The following is a 19,382-nucleotide window of genomic DNA, read 5'->3' as shown; positions in this document are numbered from 1 at the left end:
GGCATGAGTCAGTTTGCAATCAACTTGTTATTCGTGGGGGCCTCCTTTGCCCTCTATATCGGCATCGCCATCTGGGCGCGCGCCGGTTCGACCAAGGACTTCTATGTCGCCGGCGGCGGCGTGCACCCCATTACCAACGGCATGGCCACCGCCGCCGACTGGATGTCGGCGGCATCGTTCATCTCCATGGCCGGCCTGCTGGCCACCGGCGGCTATGCCAACTCGTCGTTCCTGATGGGCTGGACGGGTGGCTACGTCATCCTGGCGCTTCTGCTGGCGCCCTACCTGCGCAAGTTCGGCAAGTTCACGGTGCCGGACTTCATCGGTGACCGCTTCTACAGCACCACGGCACGTACCGTGGCGGTTGTCTGCCTGATCGTGGCCTCGGTGACCTACGTCATCGGCCAGATGACCGGCGCCGGCGTGGCCTTCTCGCGCTTCCTCGAGGTCAGCAATACCTGGGGCATCTGGATCGCCGCCATCATCGTCTTCCTCTATGCGGTCTTCGGCGGCATGAAGGGCATCACCTACACCCAGGTGGCCCAGTACATCGTGCTGATCATCGCCTACACCATTCCGGCCGTGTTCATCGCCTTCCAACTGACCGGCAATCCCATCCCGATGTTCGGGATGTTCAGCACCCACAATGAGTCCGGGCTGCCGCTGCTGGAAAAACTGAGTGAGGTACTGGTCGAGCTGGGCTTCCGCGACTATGCCGCAGACGTGGACAACAAGCTCAACATGGTGCTCTTCACCCTGTCGCTGATGGTGGGTACCGCAGGCCTGCCCCACGTTATCATCCGCTTCTTCACCGTGCCCAAGGTGGCGGATGCCCGCTGGTCCGCCGGCTGGGCGCTGGTGTTCATCGCCCTGCTCTACCTGACCGCACCGGCCGTGGCCTCCATGGCACGCCTCAACCTGATGACCACGATCTATCCGGAGGCCGCCGGCCAGGTGGAGAACTACGAGGAAGCGATGGCCGAGCCGATCCTCTATGAGGAGCGCCCGGACTGGTTCCGCACCTGGGAAGAGACCGGACTGATCACCTTCAACGACCTCAACGACGACGGCCGCATCCAGTTCTACAACGATGCCAACCCGGACTTCGCCGACACTGCCGAAGCGCGCGGCTGGGCGGGTAACGAGCTCGAGGTCAACAACGACATCCTGGTACTGGCCAACCCGGAAATCGCCAACCTGCCGCCCTGGGTCATCGGCCTGATCGCGGCCGGCGGTATCGCCGCGGCACTCTCCACCGCAGCAGGCCTGCTGCTGGCGATCTCCTCGGCCATCAGCCACGACCTGATCAAGAAGACCATCAACCCCGGTATCTCCGAGAAGGGGGAGATGCTCGCGGCGCGGATCTCCATGGGGGGGGCCATCCTGCTGGCTACCTACCTGGGGCTCAACCCGCCGGGGTTCGCGGCACAGGTGGTGGCACTGGCCTTCGGTATCGCCGGCGCCTCCATCTTCCCGGCGCTGATGATGGGAATCTTCTCCAAGCGGGTGAATAGCAAGGGCGCCGTTGCCGGCATGCTGGCCGGCCTGATCGCCACCCTGCTGTATATCTTCACCTACCTGGGCTGGTTCTTCATCGGCGGCACCAACATGCTGCCCAATACGCCGGATAACTGGGTACTGGGCATCTCGCCGCTCTCCTTCGGGGCGATCGGTGCGATGATCAACTTCGCCGTGGCCTTCGCTGTCTCCAGCGTCACCGAAGAGCCGCCGCAGGAGATCCAGGACCTGGTGGAGAGTGTTCGTTCTCCCAAAGGGGCTGGTGCTGCGGTTGACCACTAAGCGATAATGGCATCCCGGCCCTGACGGTCAGGGCCGCGGAGCCGACACTCATCGGGCTTCCCCTCGGGAAGCCCGTTTTCATTCAGGATGACGCACTATGATTTGGCACTTGATCGCCGCCGGCTTCGCCGGCCTGGGTGCGGCGGGCATCGGCCTGCTACTGCGCTTTCTCAGCCGCAAGCGCCTGCCCCGCTGGATCATCCCCGTGTCTGCCGGCCTGGGCGTGCTGGGCTACCAGATCCATTACGAATACACCTGGTTCAGCCACAAGCAGCTTCAGCTTCCCGACTCGGCCGAAGTGGTCTCTCGTGAAGCCGGTGGCGCCATCTGGCGTCCATGGACCTACGCCTTCCCCATGACCACCGCCTTCAGCGTGGTGGACCAGGACAGCCTGATTCCCCGCCAGGCCGATGAACACCGGCTGGTGGAGTTCATCCTCTACCGCTTCGAGCGGCAGTACGTGGACCAGGTGACCCACCAGGCCTACCTGATGAACTGCACCACCCGGGAGCTGCTGCCGTTGGTCGGGGAGCCACGCCAGCCGCGCTTCGAATCACTCCGCCAGCTCGATTCGGATGATCCCCTCTATGGGGCGGTGTGCAAGGACAATGCATAGCGCTTGACGTGATGCCGTCCCGGCTGGGCTAGAATGGGCGCACACAGAAGAGGGGGCTCGCATGTTCGCTGGCTGGCTACTGGTCGCCGTTTCATTGTTGTATATCGCCGTGCTGTTCGCCATCGCCTGGCGCGGCGACCGCCACGCCCGCAAGCACGGCGCCAGCCGCCGCCGGCCGATCATCTATATCCTGGCGCTGGCCATCTACTGCACCTCCTGGAGCTTCTACGGCGCCGTGGGCCAGGCGGCCACCTCGGGCTGGTCATTCGCCAGCATCTACGTGGGGCCGATCCTCACCTTCCTGCTGTTCTGGCCGGTGCTGGCCAAGATGATTCGCGTCGCCAAGCGCCAGAACATCACCTCCATCGCCGACTTCATCGCCTCGCGCTACGGCAAGGCCCAGTCGCTGGCGGCCTTCGCCAGCCTGGTGGCACTGATCGGCACCCTGCCCTACATCGCCCTGCAGTTGAAGGCGGTTTCGACCTCCTTCGCGGTGCTCACCGACGCCACCGATATCACCCACGCGCCGCTGTTCGCCGACACCGCCTTCTACGTGGCACTGGTGATGGCCGCCTTCGCCATCCTCTTCGGCACCCGCCATACCGATGCCACCGAGCACCACGAGGGCCTGATCCATGCCGTGGCCTTCGAGTCGCTGGTCAAGCTGCTGGCCTTCCTGATCCTGGGTGCCTATGTGACCTGGGGCATGTTCGGCGGCCTGGGCGACCTGCTGGGCCGCGCCGATAGTCAGCTCGAGCTGCAGCGCCAACTGGCCGACCAGAACTTCGGCCATGGCTTCTGGGCCCAGACCCTGCTGGCCATGCTGGCCATCTTCTGCCTGCCCCGCCAGTTCCATGTGGCGGTGGTGGAGAACACCCATCCCGACGATGCGGCCAAGGCGCGCTGGCTGTTCCCGCTCTATCTGGTGGCCTTCGCCTTCTTCATCCTGCCCATCGCCGCCGCCGGCCTGGCGATGTTCCCCGACGGCTCGGTGGAGCCCGACACCTTCGTGCTGGCGCTGCCCATGGCCGCCGGCAACGAGTGGCTGACCCTGCTCACCTATATCGGCGGCTTCTCGGCGGCCACCGGCATGGTGATCGTCGCCACGGTCGCCGTATCGATCATGATCTCCAACGAGATCGTCATCCCGGCACTGTTCCGCCTGCACTGGCTCGACGCCCGGCCCCGCGACTACGGCCGCCTGGTGCTGCGCGCCCGACGCATCACCATCGGCGTCATCCTGGCGCTCGCCTACGGCTTCTACCACCTGATCGGCGAGTTCGGCTCCCTGGCCTCCATCGGCATGCTGTCGTTCGCCGCCGCGGCCCAGTTCGCCCCGGCGCTGCTCGGCGGGCTCTACTGGAAGCGCGGCAATCGCCTGGGGGTGATCATCGGCATGAACGCCGGCTTCGCCATCTGGGCCTACAGCCTGCTGATGCCGGCGATGATCTCCGCCGGGGTACTGCCGGCGGGCTGGCTCGACGGCGGCCCCCTCGGCCTGGCCTGGCTGACGCCCACGGCGCTGTTCGGCCTCAATTTCGGCGACGGCTTCACCCATGGGGTCATGCTCTCGCTGGGCGTGAACCTGTTCTGCTACATCTTCGTCTCCCAGATCACCTCCCAGCGGGTGGTGGAGCGCATCCAGGCCTCGCTGTTCGTCGACAGCGTGGAGACCCGCCAGACCTCGGTCAACCGCCCCTGGACCGGCGCCACCACCGTGGGCGACCTCAAGGTGCTGTGCGAGCGCTTCCTGGGCGCCGGCCAGGTCCAGCGCGCCTTCGAGGACTACGCCAGGCGCAGCGGCACCTCCCTGGACGATGGCGCCCGCGCCTCCATCGACGTGATCCAGTTCACCGAGCGCTTCCTGGCCTCGGTACTCGGCGCCTCCTCGGCGCGCATCGTGGTCAACTCGGCGCTGCAGGGCCGCGGCATCGGCATCTCCGACGTTATCTCCATCGTCGACGAGGCCTCCCAGGTGCTGGAGTTCAACCGCGCCCTGCTGCAGGCCACCATCGAGAACATCAACCAGGGCATCAGCGTGGTCGACCAGAATATGCGCCTGGTGGTATGGAACCAGCGCTACCTGGAGCTGTTCCGCTTTCCCGACCACCTGATCCGGGTCGGGGCGCCCATCGACAAGATCTTCCGCTACAACGCCCACAACGGCGAATACGGCCCCGGGGACCCGGAAGAGCACGTGCGCCTGCTGATCGACAACATCCGCGACGGCCAGCCCCACCGCTACGTGCGCTACCGCCAGGACGGCAGCGTGCTGGAGGTGCAGGGCAACCCCATGCCGGGCGGCGGCTTCGTCTACACCTACCAGGACATCACCCAGCAGAAGCGCATCGAAGAGGCGCTGATCCGCTCCGAGAACAACATCCGCATCTATACCGACAACGTGCCGGCGTTGATCGCCTACTTCGACAAGGAGTGCCGTTACCTCTTCACCAATCGCGCCTACGAGGAGGCCTTCGGTATCGACCGCAACGAGGTGATCGGCAAGCACGTGGACACCGTGATCACCGGCGAGATGGCCCGCGAGCGGGCGCCCTGGATCCGCCGTGCGCTGGCCGGCGAGCGGGTCAGTTTCGAGGTCTCCATGCAGGGCAGCGACGGTATTCGTTACATGCTGGTCACCTATACCCCGCACTTCGGCGACAGCGGGGCGATACTGGGCTTCTTCGCCCTCTACCAGGACATCACCGAGCGCCGCCTGGCGGAGATCGCCCTCGAGGAGACCAACGAGACCCTGGAGGAGCGGGTGCGCGAGCGCACCCAGGCGCTCTCCGAGGCCAACGCCGCGCTGCGCCAGGAGAACCGGGTGCGCGCCGAGGCGGAGCAGGCGCTGCGCCAGGCCAAGCAGCTGGCCGAGAACGCCAACGCCTCCAAGACGCGCTTCCTGGCCGCGGCCAGCCACGACCTGCTGCAGCCGCTCAACGCCGCACGGCTGTTCACCTCGGCGCTGGCCCAGGAGATGGACGCCGCCGACATGAAGCGCACGATCGGCCACATCGACAACTCCCTGCAGGCCGCCGAGGAGCTGCTGGGCACCCTGCTCGACATCTCCAAGCTGGACGCCGGCGCCCTGACCCCGCGGCGCAGCCACTTCGCCCTGGCCGACATCTTCCAGCCGCTGCGCGCCGAGTTCGAGGTGATGGCCGAGGATCGCGGCCTCGACCTGGTGGTGGTACCGACCCGCCAATGGGTCGACAGCGACCCCCAGATGCTCAGGCGCATCGTGCAGAACTTCCTCTCCAACGCCGTTCGCTACACCCAGGAGGGCCGCGTGCTGCTGGGCTGTCGCCGCCAGGGCGAGCGGCTCTCCATCGAGGTGTGGGACTCGGGCCCCGGGATTCCCGAATCCAAGCAGGCGGAGATCTTCCAGGAGTTCCGTCGCCTCGATCAGGCCTCACGCCACAAGGAGAGCGAGAAGGGACTGGGGCTGGGCCTCTCCATCGCCGATCGCATGAGCCGGGTCCTCGACCACCCGATCCGGGTGCGCTCCTGGGAGGGCTTCGGTACCGTCTTCGCGGTCAGCGTCCCCATGGCGGAGGCGCGCAGCCCGGCCCAGCAGGCCGAGGAGGCCGCCTCGCCCCGGCGGGCCGGCAACAAGCTGGCCGGCACCCGGATACTCTGCATCGACAATGAGACGCTGATCCTCGAGGGCATGAAGGCGATGCTCTCGGGCTGGGGCTGCGAGGTATTCACCGCCACCAGCATCGGCGGCGCCAAGTCGGTGCTGCGCCACCTGGACGGCGACCCGGACGCGATACTCGCCGACTATCACCTGGACAACGAGGTCACCGGGCTGATGGCCCTCGAAGCCCTCGCCGAGCGCCTCGAAGGCGCGGTGCCGGGCATCGTGATCACCGCCGACCGCACCGAGGAGGTCGCCGAGGAGATCCGCCGCTCGGGCTATCACCTGCTGCAGAAGCCGGTGCGCCCCGCCGCCCTGCGCGCCCTGCTGACGCGCACCCTGCAGGCCAGCCGGGCGACGCAGTAATTCGAGGGGCGAGGGCCTCGAACCTCGAACCTCGAACCTCGAACCTCGAACCTATGATTCAACCTTGGGCGGCTCCACCTCGAGCTTCTGGGCGGCGATCACCGCCTGGGTGCGGGAGTGCACGCCCAGCTTGCGCAGGATGGCGGTGACGTGGGCCTTGATGGTCGCCTCGCTGACGTTGAGCTCGTAGGCGATCTGCTTGTTGAGCAGCCCCTCGGTGAGCATGTTGAGCACCCGGAACTGCTGCGGGGTCAGGGAAGCGATCGCCTCGGCAAAGCGGGTTTCATCCTCGTTGGCATCGCCCATGGCGTCGGCCAGCTCCGCCGGCAGCCACACCTCGCCGTCGAGGATCTCGCTGACCGCTTCGGCGATCAGCGCCAGCGACGACGACTTTGGAATGAAGCCGGACGCCCCGTAATCGATGGCGCGACGCACCACGTGGGGCTCATCGCTGCCCGAGACCACCGCCACCGGAATGTCCGGGGTCTGGCCGCGCAGCTGGATCAGGCCGGAAAAACCGTGGGCGCCCGGCATGTGCAGGTCGAGCAGGATCAGGTCGGCATCGGGATGTCGCGTCACCACCTCGTTGGTGGCCTCCATGGTGTCGGACTCGACGATCTCGGCCTGGGGCGCCAGCTGGCGCAACGCCTGGGTCAGGGCTGCGCGGAACAGCGGATGGTCATCGGCAACGATGAATTTCTGGGCAAAAGCCATGGATTTTCCTCCGGTTCCTCGAGCAGCGGGGCTTGGCCGGCTGCACGACGCTGGGCACTATCGATGAAGCTAGGGTCAGGGAATGTTACCCCATGGACAAAGCGATTCCCAAGCTCTGCCGGCCGCACATCCCGATTCCCTGTCCTGAGACCGCAAAAAGCCGGCCCGAAGGCCGGCAAAGGGGGTCAAACGGCTAACCGCATTCAGCGCGAGGCGCGATTTTCGATGAGTTCATCGACCACGCTGGGATCGGCCAGGGTGCTGGTATCGCCCAGGCCATCGCACTCGTTGGCGGCGATCTTGCGCAGGATACGGCGCATGATCTTGCCCGAGCGGGTCTTGGGCAGGCCCGGCGCCCACTGGATGACGTCCGGCGAGGCGATCGGCCCGATATCCTTGCGCACCCACTGGGTGAGCTCTTTCTTGAGCTCGTCGGAGGGCTCGTAGCCGTCGGCCAGCGTCACGTAGATATAGATCCCCTGGCCCTTGATGTCGTGGGGGAAGCCCACCACGGCGGCCTCGGCCACGGATTCGTGGGCAACCAGCGAGGACTCGATCTCGGCGGTGCCCATGCGGTGGCCGGAGACGTTGAGCACGTCGTCGACGCGGCCGGTGATCCAGTAGTAGCCGTCCTCGTCGCGGCGACAGCCGTCGCCGGTGAAGTACATGCCCTGGTAGGTCGAGAAGTAGGTCTGGATGAAGCGCTCGTGGTTGCCCCAGATGGAGCGCGCCTGGCCCGGCCAGGAGTCCAGGATCACCAGGTTGCCCTCGGCCGCGCCCTCGAGCAGGTTCCCCTCATTGTCGACCAGCGCCGGCATCACGCCGAAGAACGGCAGGGTCGCCGAGCCGGGCTTGAGATCCATGGCGCCGGGCAGCGGCGAAATCAGGATGCCGCCGGTCTCGGTCTGCCACCAGGTGTCGACGATCGGGCACTTGGAGTTGCCGATCACCCGGTAGAACCACTCCCAGGCCTCGGGGTTGATGGGCTCACCCACGGAGCCGAGCACCCGCAGGCTGTCGCGCTTGCTGGAGTCCATGACGTTGTCGCCGTGGGCCATCAGGGCGCGAATCGCGGTGGGGGCCGTGTAGAGGATGGCGACGTTGTGCTTGTCGACGATCTCGCCCATGCGGCCATGGCTCGGGTAGCTCGGCACGCCCTCGAACATCAGCGTCGTGGCGCCGTTGGCCAGCGGGCCGTAGACGATGTAGCTATGGCCGGTGACCCAGCCCACGTCGGCGGTGCACCAGTAGACCTCGCCATCCTGGTAGTCGAAGACGTACTGATGGGTCAGGCTGGCATAGGTCAGGTAGCCGCCGGTGGTGTGCTTGAGGCCCTTGGGCGCCCCGGTGGAGCCCGAGGTGTAGAGGATGAACAGCGGGTCTTCGGCGTTCATCTCCTCGGGCTGGCAGTCGCTGGACTGCTTGTCGACCAGCTCGTGGTACCAGACGTCGCGGCCGTCCTTCCATTCGATCTCGCCGCCGGTACGCTTGACCACCAGCACCTTCTCGCACACCTCGGTGCCTGGCCGGGTCAGGGCGGCGTCGACGTTGTCCTTGAGCGGCACCTGCTTGCCACCGCGCACCGACTCGTCGGCGGTGATCACCAGCTTGGAGTCGGCGCCGATGACCCGCTGAGCCACGGCATCCGGCGAGAAGCCGCCGAACACCACCGAGTGCACCGCCCCGATGCGGGCGCAGGCCAGCATGGCCACGGCGGCCTCGGGGATCATCGGCATGTAGAGGGTCACCACGTCGCCCTTGCCGATGCCCAGTTCCTTCAGCGCATTGGCCAGCTGGCAGGTCTGGGCATGCAGTTCGCGGTAGCTGACGTGCTTGGATTCGTTGGGGTCGTCCCCCTCCCAGATGATCGCCGTCTGGTCACCGCGGGTGGCCAGGTGGCGGTCGAGGCAGTTGGCGCTGGCGTTGAGCGTGCCATCCTCGAACCAGCGGATATCCACGTTGTGGGAGTCAAAGGAGGTATGTTTGATCTTGGTCGGTGCCTGGATCCAGTCAAGGCGCTTGGCCTGCTCGGCCCAGAAGCCCTCCGGATCGTCCAGGGACTGCTGATACAGCGCCTGATATTTTTCTTTATCGATCCACGCCTTGGCGGCAAAGTCGTCGCTTACCGGATGGACTTTTTGCTGTTCGGTCATTGAATAGCCTCTTCCAGGAGATGCACCTACTCAGTGTATGACACCGGCTCTGTTTATTGTTGGTGAGCCGGAACCTTGATACCCACCCAGCATATACCGCCTGGGACGGCCTTCCCTTTAGACATTGGTATCAAGAATTTTCTTTTTCATATCAATTAGTTGTAGCGACTTTCAGCGATCCGCCAACGGTTGATAGACCAAGGTCTGAGCACAGTGGCGGCAGCGATAACACCGCCCCTGGCGCACCAGCGCATGGCGCCGAACGCTAAAGGCGTGCTCGCGACAGGCGCAGACGTAGCGATAGGGGGCCGGGCTCGCTCGGCCGGTATCGAAGCGATGGGTCACCCGCGGCTCGAGCCGGAAGAGTCCGCGCATCACCGTCTTCCACTCGCGCCCGTGGGGCCTGGCCCGGTGCCCGTCGCTCAGATGGTGGACCAGCCAGTGGGCCATCTCGTGGGGGACGACCTCGACCAGAAAAGCGGCGCGATTCTCCCCAAAGAGCACCGGATTGAAGCGCAGCCCACCACGGCCGAAGTGCGCCTGGCCGGCGCACTTGCCGCGCAGGTCGCACCACACCGCCGGCCTGGGCAGCGTGGGGTGCACCTCGCGGCACAGCCGCCAGGCGGCTTCGACCCGCGCATGCAGCGCCTGCTCCAGGGCCGCGGGGTTGAGGGCGGCGAGCCGCTCTGGGCAGGGATCGGGAAGGGCCGGTTGATTCATGGGATGCTAGAATGGCGGGCCGGGACGGCGACGTCCAGCCCGCCGGCGTTGCCGTACCGCCACCCTGATAGCGCAAGCGAGTGATCCAATGTCCGATACGCCCCTGCCCCAGCCCCTGCTCGAGGATGACGAGCTCGAGCGGCTCGACGACTTTCTCGACTCCGAGCGGGTCGACCCCGATGCCCTGGACCTGATCTCGGCCCACGGCTTCCTGGTGGCCCTGGCGGTGGCGCCGCGGGAGGTCGAGCCGGCGGTGTGGGTGGCCGAGCTCTTCCACGGCGAGCCGGCCTTCGCCGATGACGCCCAGCGCAGCGAGATCCTCGCCCTGCTGGAGCGGCTGCGCACCAACGCCATCGCCACCCTGGAGCAGGGCGGGCTGCCCGAGCCGCCCTGCGAGGCGACCCTCGACGGCCTGCCCGCGGAGGAGACCCCCATCGGCGACTGGTGCGCGGGCTTCATGGAGGGCGTGTTCCTCGACGAGGCGGCCTGGTTCGAGCAGGACGAAGAGACCGTGGCCACCCTGCTGCTGCCCTTTATGGCGCTCTCGGGGCTGTTCGACGACGAGCCCGACATGGCCGAGTTCCTCGCCGACGGCCCGCGCCTGGAGGCCCTGGCCGCTCAGCTGCCCGAGCTGGTGCTGGACCTCTACCTACACTATCGGGTGCCACCGGAGACGCCCAAGCCCACCCCGCGCAAGAAGAAACCAGCAGGGCGCGGTCCCGGCAAGGGCAAACGGTAAGCGGCTGCGGGCAGGGGGCAGCGCGTTACTCCCTGCCTGCCGCCCCCGTATCCCAAACCCCGAACCTCACACCTCAAACCTCACCCCTCGCCCCTCTAACCTCGCCCCTCGCACCTCGCACCTCGCCCCTCGCACCTCGCACCTCGCACCTCGCACCTCGCCTCTCGAACCTCGCCCCTCGCACCTCGCACCTCGCCCCTCGCCTCTCGCCTCTCGCACCTCGCCTCTCGCCCCTCGCCCCTCGCCCCTCGCCCCTCGCACCTCGCCCCTCGAACCTCGCCCTAGCGAAGCCGCGTCAGCCAGGCATCCAGGTTGCCGAACCACCACTCCTTGAAGCGCTGAAATCGCGGCCGCCGGGCCCATTCGTGGCGGTGGATCTCGTGGCTGGCGGCGAAGTTGCGCTCGAACAGCGCAGCGACCTCGCCGGCGAAGCGGGCATCGTCCACCTCCTGGTTGGCCTCCAAGTTCCAGTGCAGGCTCCAGTGGTCGAAGTTGCACGACCCGACGCTCGACCAGTGGTCCACCAGCGAGAACTTGGCGTGAATGAAGCTCGGCTCGAACTCGAAGATCCGCACCCCGGCCTTGAGCAGGCGACGGTAGAAGCGCTGCCCCGCATAGCGCACCCCGGGATGATCATGATCCTTGCCCGGCAGCAGCAGGCGCACGTCGACGCCGCGCCGCGCCGCTCTGGCCAGGCGCAGGCGCAGACTGAAGGTCGGCACGAAATAGGGCGTGCACAGCCAGATCCGCCGCTGAGCCGAGGAGACCCGGCCGTAGAGCGAGTGGCGAATCGCCTGGTAGCGATAGCCCTGGCCCCATACCACCCGGCCGCGCATGCCGCGAAAGTCGTCGCGATGCGTAAGCGAGGTGCTCAACTCGCGCACCAACCCCGCTGGCCCCTCGCCGCGGGTCATCGGTGAGTCCCACAGCCGCGAAAAGAGTCGCACCCAGTCGGCTACCACCGGACCTTCGATGCGCACCGCCACCTCGTACCAGGCGTCGAGAAACTCGTCGACGGCACCGAAGCCCCCGGTGAAGGCGACCCGGCCATCCACCACCACCAGCTTGCGATGATCACGGGTCAGGTTGCGGGCCAGGGAGTGGAAGCCCAGGGGGTTGAACAGGCGCAGCGCCACGCCGCCCGCCTCCAGGCGCCGCCGATCCTCCCCGGCGAGCCCCATGGCCCCGTAGCCGTCCAGCACCAGCGCGACCTTGACGCCGCGCGCCACGGCCCGCGTCAGCGCATCGATCAGCGCCGTCGCCAGCCGTCCCGACTCCATCAGATAGAGCTCCACCAGCACCGAATGCCGCGCCCCCTCGATGGCCTCGAACATCGCCGGGAGGAACCGTGATGATTCCGCCAGCAGCTGGAAGCGATTGCCATCCCGCCATACCCCATGCATGGCATGCCTCCCCGTGTCCCTGTTGCACCGCTGAATTGACGCATGTTTGCGCGTCGAGGAAAAGCGCTCCCGACTGACCCTACCGCCGGGAGGGCGCTATACTGACGTCCCTCCCCCGGCACAGGCAGACGGATGGCCCTGGCACGCGCCCTGCTCACCCCCTTGCGCGCCGCACTGAAGCGACTGCTCGGCGCCTGGGTCGATATCCGGCTGATCGAGCCGGCACCCGAGGCGCTGGCGTTGGACCCGGCGCACCCGACGCTCTATGTGCTGGCGCACCCCGCCCTTAGCGACACCCTGCTGCTGGAACGGCTCTGCCAGCGCCATGGCCTGCCGTCTGCCCAGGGCAAACGCCGCTGCGGGTCGCTCGCGCTGCCCGCCTGCCTGGCCCTGCCGCCCCGTCGCCGGCGCCTGGTGCGGCGACGAGCACCGCATCGGGCGCCCTTCCACCAGGCGTTCACCTATCTGGCCGAGCAGCCGGACGCGGATATCCAGCTGGTGCCGGTCAGCGTGTTCTGGGGACGCGCCCCGGGCAAGCGCTTCGGCGTCTGGCACCTGCTGGCCGCCGACAGCTGGCAGCTCACCGGGCGCATGCGCCGCCTGCTGTCGGTGGTGGTCAACGGCAAGCGCGTGGAGGTGCGCTTCGGCGCCCCGCTGCGCCTGCGCGACCTGCTCGATGAGCGCGGCACCGAACTTGCCAATCGCAAGGCCGCCCGGCTGCTGCGGGTGCACTTCCGGCGCATGCGCAGCCGCGCCCTGGGGCCCGACCTCTCCCACCGCCGCACCCTGATCGAAGGCGTGGTACGCAGCCCCGAGGTGCGCCGGACCATCGAGGCCCAGGCAGCGGCCGAGAATCGCTCCCCGCAGCGCCTCGAGCGGCGCGCGCTGGGCTATGCCCAGGAGATCGCCTCCAACATGGCCTACCCGGTGCTGCGCTTCATGGATGGCCTGCTACGCCGGCTCTGGAACCGGCTCTATGACGGCGTCGACGTCAGGGGCCTGGCGCGGGTCAAGACGCTCGCCGAGGACCACACCCTGGTCTATGTGCCCTGCCACCGCAGCCATATCGACTACCTACTGCTCTCCTACGTGCTCTATCGCGAGGGGCTGATGCCGCCCCATGTCGCCGCCGGGCGCAACCTCGACATGCCCCTGATCGGGCCGCTGCTGCGCCGCGGTGGGGCCTTCTTCATGCGCCGCAGCTTTCGCGACGACCCGCTCTACGCCAGCGTCTTCACCGAATACCTGCACCGCCTGCTGGCCCGCGGCCATCCGCTGGAGTACTTCATCGAGGGGGGCCGCTCCCGCAGCGGGCGCATGCTGGCCCCGCGGCACGGCATGCTCTCCATGACCCTGCGCTCCTTCCGCCGCAGCGCGGCCGGCGCCGGCACCGAGCGTCTCGCCTTCGTACCGGTCTATATCGGCTACGAACGGATCATCGAGAACGCCAGCTACCAGCGGGAGCTGCGCGGCGGGAAGAAGCGCAAGGAGACACCCCTGGCGCTGCTGCGGGTCCTCGGCCAGCTGCGCCAGCCCTTCGGCCGGGTGGCGGTCAACATCGGCGAGCCGCTGCGGCTCGCCGAGTATCTCGACACCCGGGTTCCGCGCTGGCGTGACGACGAGACCGAGCCGCGCCCCGACTGGCTGGACGACACGGTGCCCCACCTGGGCGGCGAGCTGGCAAGGCGGATCAACGCCGCCGCAGCGCTCAACCCGGTCAACCTGGTGGCGCTGGTCATGCTGGCCACCCCCCACCACGCCATCGAGGCCGGGCTGATGACCCGCCAGCTAGCGCTGCTGGCCGCGCTGCAGCGGCAATGCCCGGGCGGCGAACACGCCAGCCTGCCCGACGGCGAACCCGCCGACTGGGTCGAACAGGTGATCGCGCTGAACATGATCGAGCGCCGCCCCCATCCGCTGGGCGACATCCTGGTGGCCAGCGCCGAGCAGGCCGGACTGCTGGCCTGGTATCGCAACAATGTGCTGCACCTGTTCGCCGTGGCAGGACTCGCCGCCTTCGCCTTTCACCATCAGCCGCGCCTCACGCTCGGCGAACTGCACGACCTGCTGGCGCCGGCCTGGCCGATCCTGGCCCGCGAGCTGTTCCTGCCCGAGGCCGAGCTGCGCGCGCCGCTGGCGGCGATGCTGACGGCCCTCGCCCGACAGGGCCTGCTGAGCGTGGACGGCGACGCCTGGCAGCGCCCCGCCGAGCTGGAAGCCGGCGAGCAGTTGCGGCTGCTCGGTCGGCAGATGCAGCCCTCCCTGGAACGGGGCTATCTGCTGCTGTCGGTGCTGCTGGAGCGCCCGCCCGGCAGCCTGGGGCGAGACGACCTGACCCGGCAGAGCCAGCAGATGGCGGAGCGCCTGGCGCTGCTCTCGGGGCTCGACGCCCCGGAGTTCTTCGACCCGCAGCTGTTCGCCAACCTGGTCGAGAGCCTCGTGGTCACCGGCTGGATATGGGAGGCGCAGGAGCGGCTGTGGTTCGACGAGCGCCTGGAGCAGGCCGCCCAGCGCTCCCGGGCGCTGTTCGACCCGGCGCTGCGTCATCGGCTGCAGCTGGTGACAGGTGGCTGACCCGGGCTCAGCGGGTTAGCGGGTTAGCGACCGATGGACATAAAGATCATAGCGGCTGGTCTTGCCCTCGATCACGTGGCGGGGGGCCGGTCCCGCGATGGGCGGGGCCTTGCGCGGCCGCTTGACCACCACCCGATGGCTGGCCACGTCCAGGGCCGCCTCCAGTAGCCGCGGGGCGTCCTGGTCGTCACCGGCCAGGGTGCGAAACAGCCGCATCTCCTTCTTGACCAGCGCCGACTTGTCGCGATGGGGAAACATCGGGTCCAGGTGGATCACCTGGGGCGGGAACGCCGCCTTCGCCACCAGGGCCTCGAGGTCGCAGGTCGCGTCACCGGCCACCAGCTGCATGCGCGCGGCGATCTCGGCGGTTTCCGGGTCGGCCAGGGCCCGCACCAGGCCGTCCTCGAGCAGCGCGACGATCGCCGCCACCCGCTCGATCAGCAGCACCCGCGCGCCGAGACTGGCGAGCACGAAGGCGTCGCGCCCCAGGCCGGCGGTGGCATCCACCACCGCGGGGGTCACCCCCTGACCGAGCCCGCAGGCGCGGGCAATCAGCTGCCCGCGACCGCCGCCGAAGCGGCGCCGATGGGCGGCGCGGCCGCTGGCGAACTCCACCGCCAGGGGAAGGCCGTAGCGTTTCACGTCGCCGGCCAGGGTCAGGCGGCCGTCGCGCCGCGTCAGGGCGAGTTCGGCCTCGCTCGCGACGGGCAGCCCCAGGCGCTCGGCGAGCTCGACCAGGGCCGCGTCGGTCACCGCCACCGTAGGGAGCTCGCTCACCGCGGCGTCTTCCAGGCCACCTGGTCGCGCAGGTAGACCGGCTGGACCAGATGAGCCGGCTGCCCCTCCCCGGCCTCCAGGTCGCGCATGGCCAGCAGTGCCATATCGGCGGCCTCGACCTCCAGCTCCGGCAGCCGCTGGCCGAGCCCCGCCTGCACCTCGGCGGGCATCTGCTCCCACAGCCCCCAGCCGGAACCGACACCGACCCAGTCGTGGTCGTCGTGGCCGGCCGGCAGGCGCAGGCGCTCGGGGGGCATCACCGCCTCCTCGAGGAGCGGCTCCGGCAGGCCGTTCCGGCACTGCCAGGCGGCCACATAGATCTCGCCCATGCGGGCATCCAGGGCGGTGACCAGCCAGCGAAAGTGGTGGCGGCGATGGGCGCCCAGCGCCAGCGCTGCCAGGGTCGAGACACCGAGCAGCGGACGGTCCAGGCCGTAGGCCAGGCCCTGGGCCGTGCCCGCGGCGATGCGCAGCCCGGTGAAGGAGCCCGGGCCGCGGCCGTAGGCCACGGCATCGAGTTCAGCGGGGCGCACGCCGGCCTCGGCAAGCACCTCATCGATCATCGGCAGCAGGCGGCGGGTATGTTCACGCGGCGTCATCGCGAAGCGGGCGACGAGTTCGTCGCTGGCGCCCTCGCGGCGGCGCAGCAGGGCGGCGGAGCAAGCGCTCGAGGAGGCATCCAGGGCCAGCAGGGTCGGCATAGGGTGGGCACGTCGTAACAGCGAATGAGGCGGCCATTATATCGGCATGGCCCCTAAACGACGATGGCCCGCGTTAGCGAGCCATCATGAACAGAGCGAAGGAAAGTGCGGATTTGCGTTGCGAGCGAAGAGAGGTTGATCGCCGCCGGAGCACAAAAACCGGAGCCTATGGGTTACTAGGTGAGGATTTTGAGCACCGCCGGCGGTCAAGATATCGAGCGCAGCAGCAAATCAGCCTTTCCTTAGCCCTCCAGGGCCTTTATTACCTGACCGGTGATATCGTCGACGCTGCCGACGCCCTCGACCCGGTGGTAGGCCGGCGCGGCCTGGGGGTCCTGCTTGGCCCACTGCTGGTAGTAGTCCACCAGCGGCGCGGTCTGCTCGTGGTAGACCGCCAGGCGGTTGCGCACCGTGGCTTCGCGGTCGTCGTCACGCTGGATCAGCGCCTCGCCGGTGACGTCGTCCTTGCCGGCTTCCTTCGGCGGGTTGTACTCCACGTGGTAGACCCGGCCGGAGCCCGGGTGCACGCGACGGCCGGCCAGGCGCTTGACGATCTCTTCATCCTCGACGGCGATTTCCAGGACGTGGTCGATCTTCACGCCGGCGTCCTTCATGGCGTCGGCCTGGGGAATGGTGCGCGGGAAACCGTCGAACAGGAAGCCGTTCTCGCAGTCCGGCTGGCCGATTCGCTCCTTGACCAGGGCAATGATCAGGTCGTCGGACACCAGGCCACCGCTGCTCATGATCTCCTTGACCTTGAGCCCCAGCTCGCTGCCTTCCTTGACCGCCGCGCGCAGCATATCGCCGGTGGAGATCTGCGGGATGTTGAACCGTTCGCAGATGAACTGGGCCTGGGTGCCCTTGCCGGCACCCGGGGCGCCCAACAGGATCAAACGCATCTGGTTGCTCCTTGAAAGCGTGGTAAATCTTGTGGTGATAAAGAGTTGGAAAAGAACGATAACCGTGGCGCCGCGGACAGACAACCACACCAAGGTCAATAAGACACCTAATACTGACCAAAGCGCCTGATTTTTCAATCCATTAACGGCCAACTAGCACTTTGGTATTCCCATCGACCCAGCGCCGGAGGCGACCCGAAACAGCGGCGGCGCCCCCAAGGGCGCCGCCGCTGACGTGCTGGGACGATGGCCCGCCGCCCTACAGCAGCAGGCGCCGGATATCGGTCAGCACATCGGCCAGGAAGGCCGTGAAGCGGGCCGCATCGGCGCCGTTGATCGCCCGGTGGTCGTAGGAGAGCGACAGCGGCATCATCAGCCGCGGCGTGAAGTCGCTGCCATTCCACACCGGCTTCATCTGCGCCTTGGAGACGCCGAGGATGGCGACCTCGGGCGCATTGACGATGGGCGTGAAGGCGGTACCGCCGATGGAGCCAAGGCTCGAGATGGTGAAGCAGCCGCCGGTCATCTCCTCGCGCTTGAGCTTCTTGGTCTGCGCCTTCTTGCCAAGCTCCGCCATGGTGGTGGCGATCTCGATCAGCGACTTCTTGTCGGCATCGCGAACCACCGGCACCATCAGGCCGTCCGGGGTGTCCACGGCGACACCGATATGGACGTACTTCTTCCATACCAGGGTCTCGCCGTCGCCCTTGAGGCTGACATTGAACTGCGGGAACTTCTTCAGCGCGAAGGCGCACGCCTTGACCATGAAGGGCAGCGGGGTGAGCTTGGCCCCCTGGGCCTCGGCCTCGGCCTTCATCGCCTTGCGGAAGGCCTCGAGCTCGGTGATGTCCGCCTCGTCGAACTGGGTCACGTGGGGCACGTTGAGCCAGCTGCGATGCAGGTTGGTGGCGCCCATCTTGAGCAGGCGCCCCATGGGCTTCTCTTCCACCTCGCCGAACTGGCTGAAGTCCACCTCGGGAATCGGCGGAATCCCGGCCCCGCCGGCCGCGGGCGCGGCGGCCTGGCTCGGCGCCTTGGCCTGACCGGCCATGACCTGCTTGACGTAGGCGTGCACGTCCTCCTTGAGCACGCGCTCCTTGGGGCCGGACGGCTTGACCAGGCCCAGGTCGACGCCCAGTTCCCGGGCCAGCATGCGCACCGCCGGGCCGGCATGCACCAGCTTGCCGTCGCGCGGCCGGTGAGCGGCCATCTGCGCCTCGGGGCTCGGCGAGCCGGCCGGTGTTGGGGCCGGCTTGGCGGCCTGCGGCGCGGCGGCCTTCTGCTCAGGCGCCTTCGCCGCGGGCTTGGATGCCGGCTTGGCCCCCGCCACCTCCATGTAGCCGATCAGGTCGCCCTCGGAGACGGTGTCACCCTCCTCGACGGTGAGCTCGATCAGCTTGCCCTTGTAGGGGCTCGGCACGTCCATGGAGGCCTTGTCGGACTCCAGGGTGATCAGCGGGTCCTCCTCGTCGAGCTCGTCGCCGGCGCTGGCCGCGATCTCGATGATCGGCACATCCGAGGAGCCGGAGAGGTCCGGCACACGGATCTCCTTGCGCTCCGGCTCGCCGGACGCCTCGGCGCTCGGCGCCTGGGGCTCGGGCTCGGGCTCGGAGGCCGGAGACTCGGCGGCCGGGGCCGGCTGCTCGGCCGCTGCCGCCTCGCCGCCACCCGCACCCTCGATCTCCATGGTGCCGATGACGTCGCCCTCGGAGACGCTGTCGCCCTCCTTGACCGTCAGGCTGACGAGCTTGCCGGCATGGGGGCTCGGCACGTCCATGGAGGCCTTGTCCGACTCCAGGGTGATCAGGGTGTCCTCTTCGGCCACCGTATCGCCCTCGGCCACCGCCACCTCGATGATCTCCACGTCGTCGGCGCCACCCAGGTCCGGCACCTTGATCTCCACGGTGCGCTTGCCGCCGCCGGCCTTGGCCGCGGGCTGCTGGGCGGCGGGCTCAGGGGCCTTCTGGGGGGCGGGCTCGGAAGCGGCCTCGGCCGGCTCCTCGGCCCGGCCGCCGCCACCCTCGACCTCCAGTTCGACGATGTCGTCACCCTCGGAGACGGTGTCGCCCTCCTTGACCAGCACCTTCACTACCTTGCCCCCCTTGGGGGCAGGCACGTCCATGCTGGCCTTGTCGGACTCCAGAGTGATCAGGGTGTCCTCGGCGTCGATCACGTCGCCTGCGGCGACCGCGATCTCGATGATTTCGACATCTTCACTGCCGCCGATGTCGGGAACTTTGATGATTTCGCTACTCAAGGTCGCGCTCCTTCCAAATCGTG

General features: G+C 67.8%; 13 protein-coding genes. 5 read left to right on the top strand and 8 right to left on the bottom strand.

Annotation, left to right across the window (positions count from 1 at the left end; genetic code table 11):
• Nucleotides 1–3 precede the first annotated feature (3 nt).
• The 3 genes from HOP52_RS07695 (at nt 4) to HOP52_RS07685 (ending at nt 6,422) form a co-directional block, all read left to right on the top strand.
• Nucleotides 4–1,800, top strand: a complete 1,797-nt coding sequence (locus HOP52_RS07695; RefSeq protein ID WP_238976801.1) for a sodium:solute symporter family protein — start codon at nt 4–6, stop codon at nt 1,798–1,800.
• Nucleotides 1,801–1,897: 97 nt separating this feature from the next.
• Complete coding sequence (locus tag HOP52_RS07690) at nt 1,898–2,416, top strand: hypothetical protein (RefSeq protein WP_238976800.1); 519 nt, start codon at nt 1,898–1,900, stop codon at nt 2,414–2,416.
• A gap of 61 nt (nt 2,417–2,477) precedes the next feature.
• A complete protein-coding gene (locus HOP52_RS07685) occupies nt 2,478–6,422 on the top strand; it encodes a hybrid sensor histidine kinase/response regulator (protein WP_238976799.1) in 3,945 nt (1,314 codons plus the stop codon).
• Nucleotides 6,423–6,473: 51 nt separating this feature from the next.
• Here the strand turns inward: HOP52_RS07685 and HOP52_RS07680 are convergent, their stop codons facing one another.
• The 3 genes from HOP52_RS07680 to HOP52_RS07670 all read right to left on the bottom strand — a co-directional run bounded on the left by HOP52_RS07680 (nt 6,474) and on the right by HOP52_RS07670 (nt 10,009).
• The gene (locus HOP52_RS07680; protein ID WP_238976798.1) at nt 6,474–7,136 is read right to left on the bottom strand and encodes a LuxR C-terminal-related transcriptional regulator; all 663 of its coding nucleotides are present in this window, start codon (nt 7,134–7,136) and stop codon (nt 6,474–6,476) included.
• Nucleotides 7,137–7,339: 203 nt separating this feature from the next.
• Nucleotides 7,340–9,289 (bottom strand): acetate--CoA ligase, encoded by a 1,950-nt coding sequence (gene acs, locus HOP52_RS07675; RefSeq protein WP_238976797.1) that lies wholly within the window; start codon nt 9,287–9,289, stop codon nt 7,340–7,342.
• 171 nt (nt 9,290–9,460) lie between these two features.
• Nucleotides 9,461–10,009 (bottom strand): SprT family zinc-dependent metalloprotease, encoded by a 549-nt coding sequence (locus tag HOP52_RS07670; protein WP_238976796.1) that lies wholly within the window; start codon nt 10,007–10,009, stop codon nt 9,461–9,463.
• An 88-nt stretch (nt 10,010–10,097) separates the two neighbouring features.
• On the opposite strand from HOP52_RS07670, the gene HOP52_RS07665 reads away from it, so the two are divergent.
• Nucleotides 10,098–10,748: a YecA/YgfB family protein gene (locus tag HOP52_RS07665; RefSeq protein WP_238976795.1), complete on the top strand. Its 651-nt coding sequence runs from the start codon at nt 10,098–10,100 to the stop codon at nt 10,746–10,748.
• Nucleotides 10,749–11,029: 281 nt separating this feature from the next.
• On the opposite strand, the gene HOP52_RS07660 is transcribed toward HOP52_RS07665, so the two are convergent.
• Nucleotides 11,030–12,151, bottom strand: a complete 1,122-nt coding sequence (locus tag HOP52_RS07660; protein WP_238976794.1) for a phospholipase D-like domain-containing protein — start codon at nt 12,149–12,151, stop codon at nt 11,030–11,032.
• A 132-nt stretch (nt 12,152–12,283) separates the two neighbouring features.
• Between HOP52_RS07660 and plsB the strand changes: the two genes are divergently transcribed.
• Nucleotides 12,284–14,725 carry a glycerol-3-phosphate 1-O-acyltransferase PlsB gene (gene plsB, locus HOP52_RS07655; protein ID WP_238976793.1) on the top strand — a complete coding sequence of 814 codons (2,442 nt, stop codon included), beginning with the start codon at nt 12,284–12,286 and terminating at the stop codon, nt 14,723–14,725.
• A 15-nt stretch (nt 14,726–14,740) separates the two neighbouring features.
• Here plsB and HOP52_RS07650 read toward each other — a convergent pair whose 3' ends face one another.
• The 4 genes from HOP52_RS07650 to aceF all read right to left on the bottom strand — a co-directional run bounded on the left by HOP52_RS07650 (nt 14,741) and on the right by aceF (nt 19,359).
• On the bottom strand, nt 14,741–15,442 hold the full coding sequence (locus HOP52_RS07650) for a class I SAM-dependent methyltransferase (RefSeq protein ID WP_238976941.1): 702 nt from the start codon (nt 15,440–15,442) through the stop codon (nt 14,741–14,743).
• A 56-nt stretch (nt 15,443–15,498) separates the two neighbouring features.
• Complete coding sequence (gene tsaB, locus HOP52_RS07645; RefSeq protein ID WP_238976792.1) at nt 15,499–16,203, bottom strand: tRNA (adenosine(37)-N6)-threonylcarbamoyltransferase complex dimerization subunit type 1 TsaB; 705 nt, start codon at nt 16,201–16,203, stop codon at nt 15,499–15,501.
• Nucleotides 16,204–16,445: 242 nt separating this feature from the next.
• Nucleotides 16,446–17,102, bottom strand: coding sequence for an adenylate kinase (gene adk / locus HOP52_RS07640; RefSeq protein ID WP_238976791.1), 657 nt, complete (start codon nt 17,100–17,102; stop codon nt 16,446–16,448).
• A 259-nt stretch (nt 17,103–17,361) separates the two neighbouring features.
• Entirely contained in the window at nt 17,362–19,359 is a 1,998-nt protein-coding gene (gene aceF / locus HOP52_RS07635) for a pyruvate dehydrogenase complex dihydrolipoyllysine-residue acetyltransferase (protein WP_238976790.1), read from the bottom strand.
• Between the last annotated feature and the right edge of the window lie 23 nt (nt 19,360–19,382).

It is taken from the genome of Billgrantia campisalis, assembly GCF_022341425.1.
GTDB lineage: Bacteria > Pseudomonadota > Gammaproteobacteria > Pseudomonadales > Halomonadaceae > Halomonas > Halomonas campisalis.
Note: the sequence above shows the minus strand (reverse complement) of the source record. Positions and strands in the feature narration are given on the sequence as shown.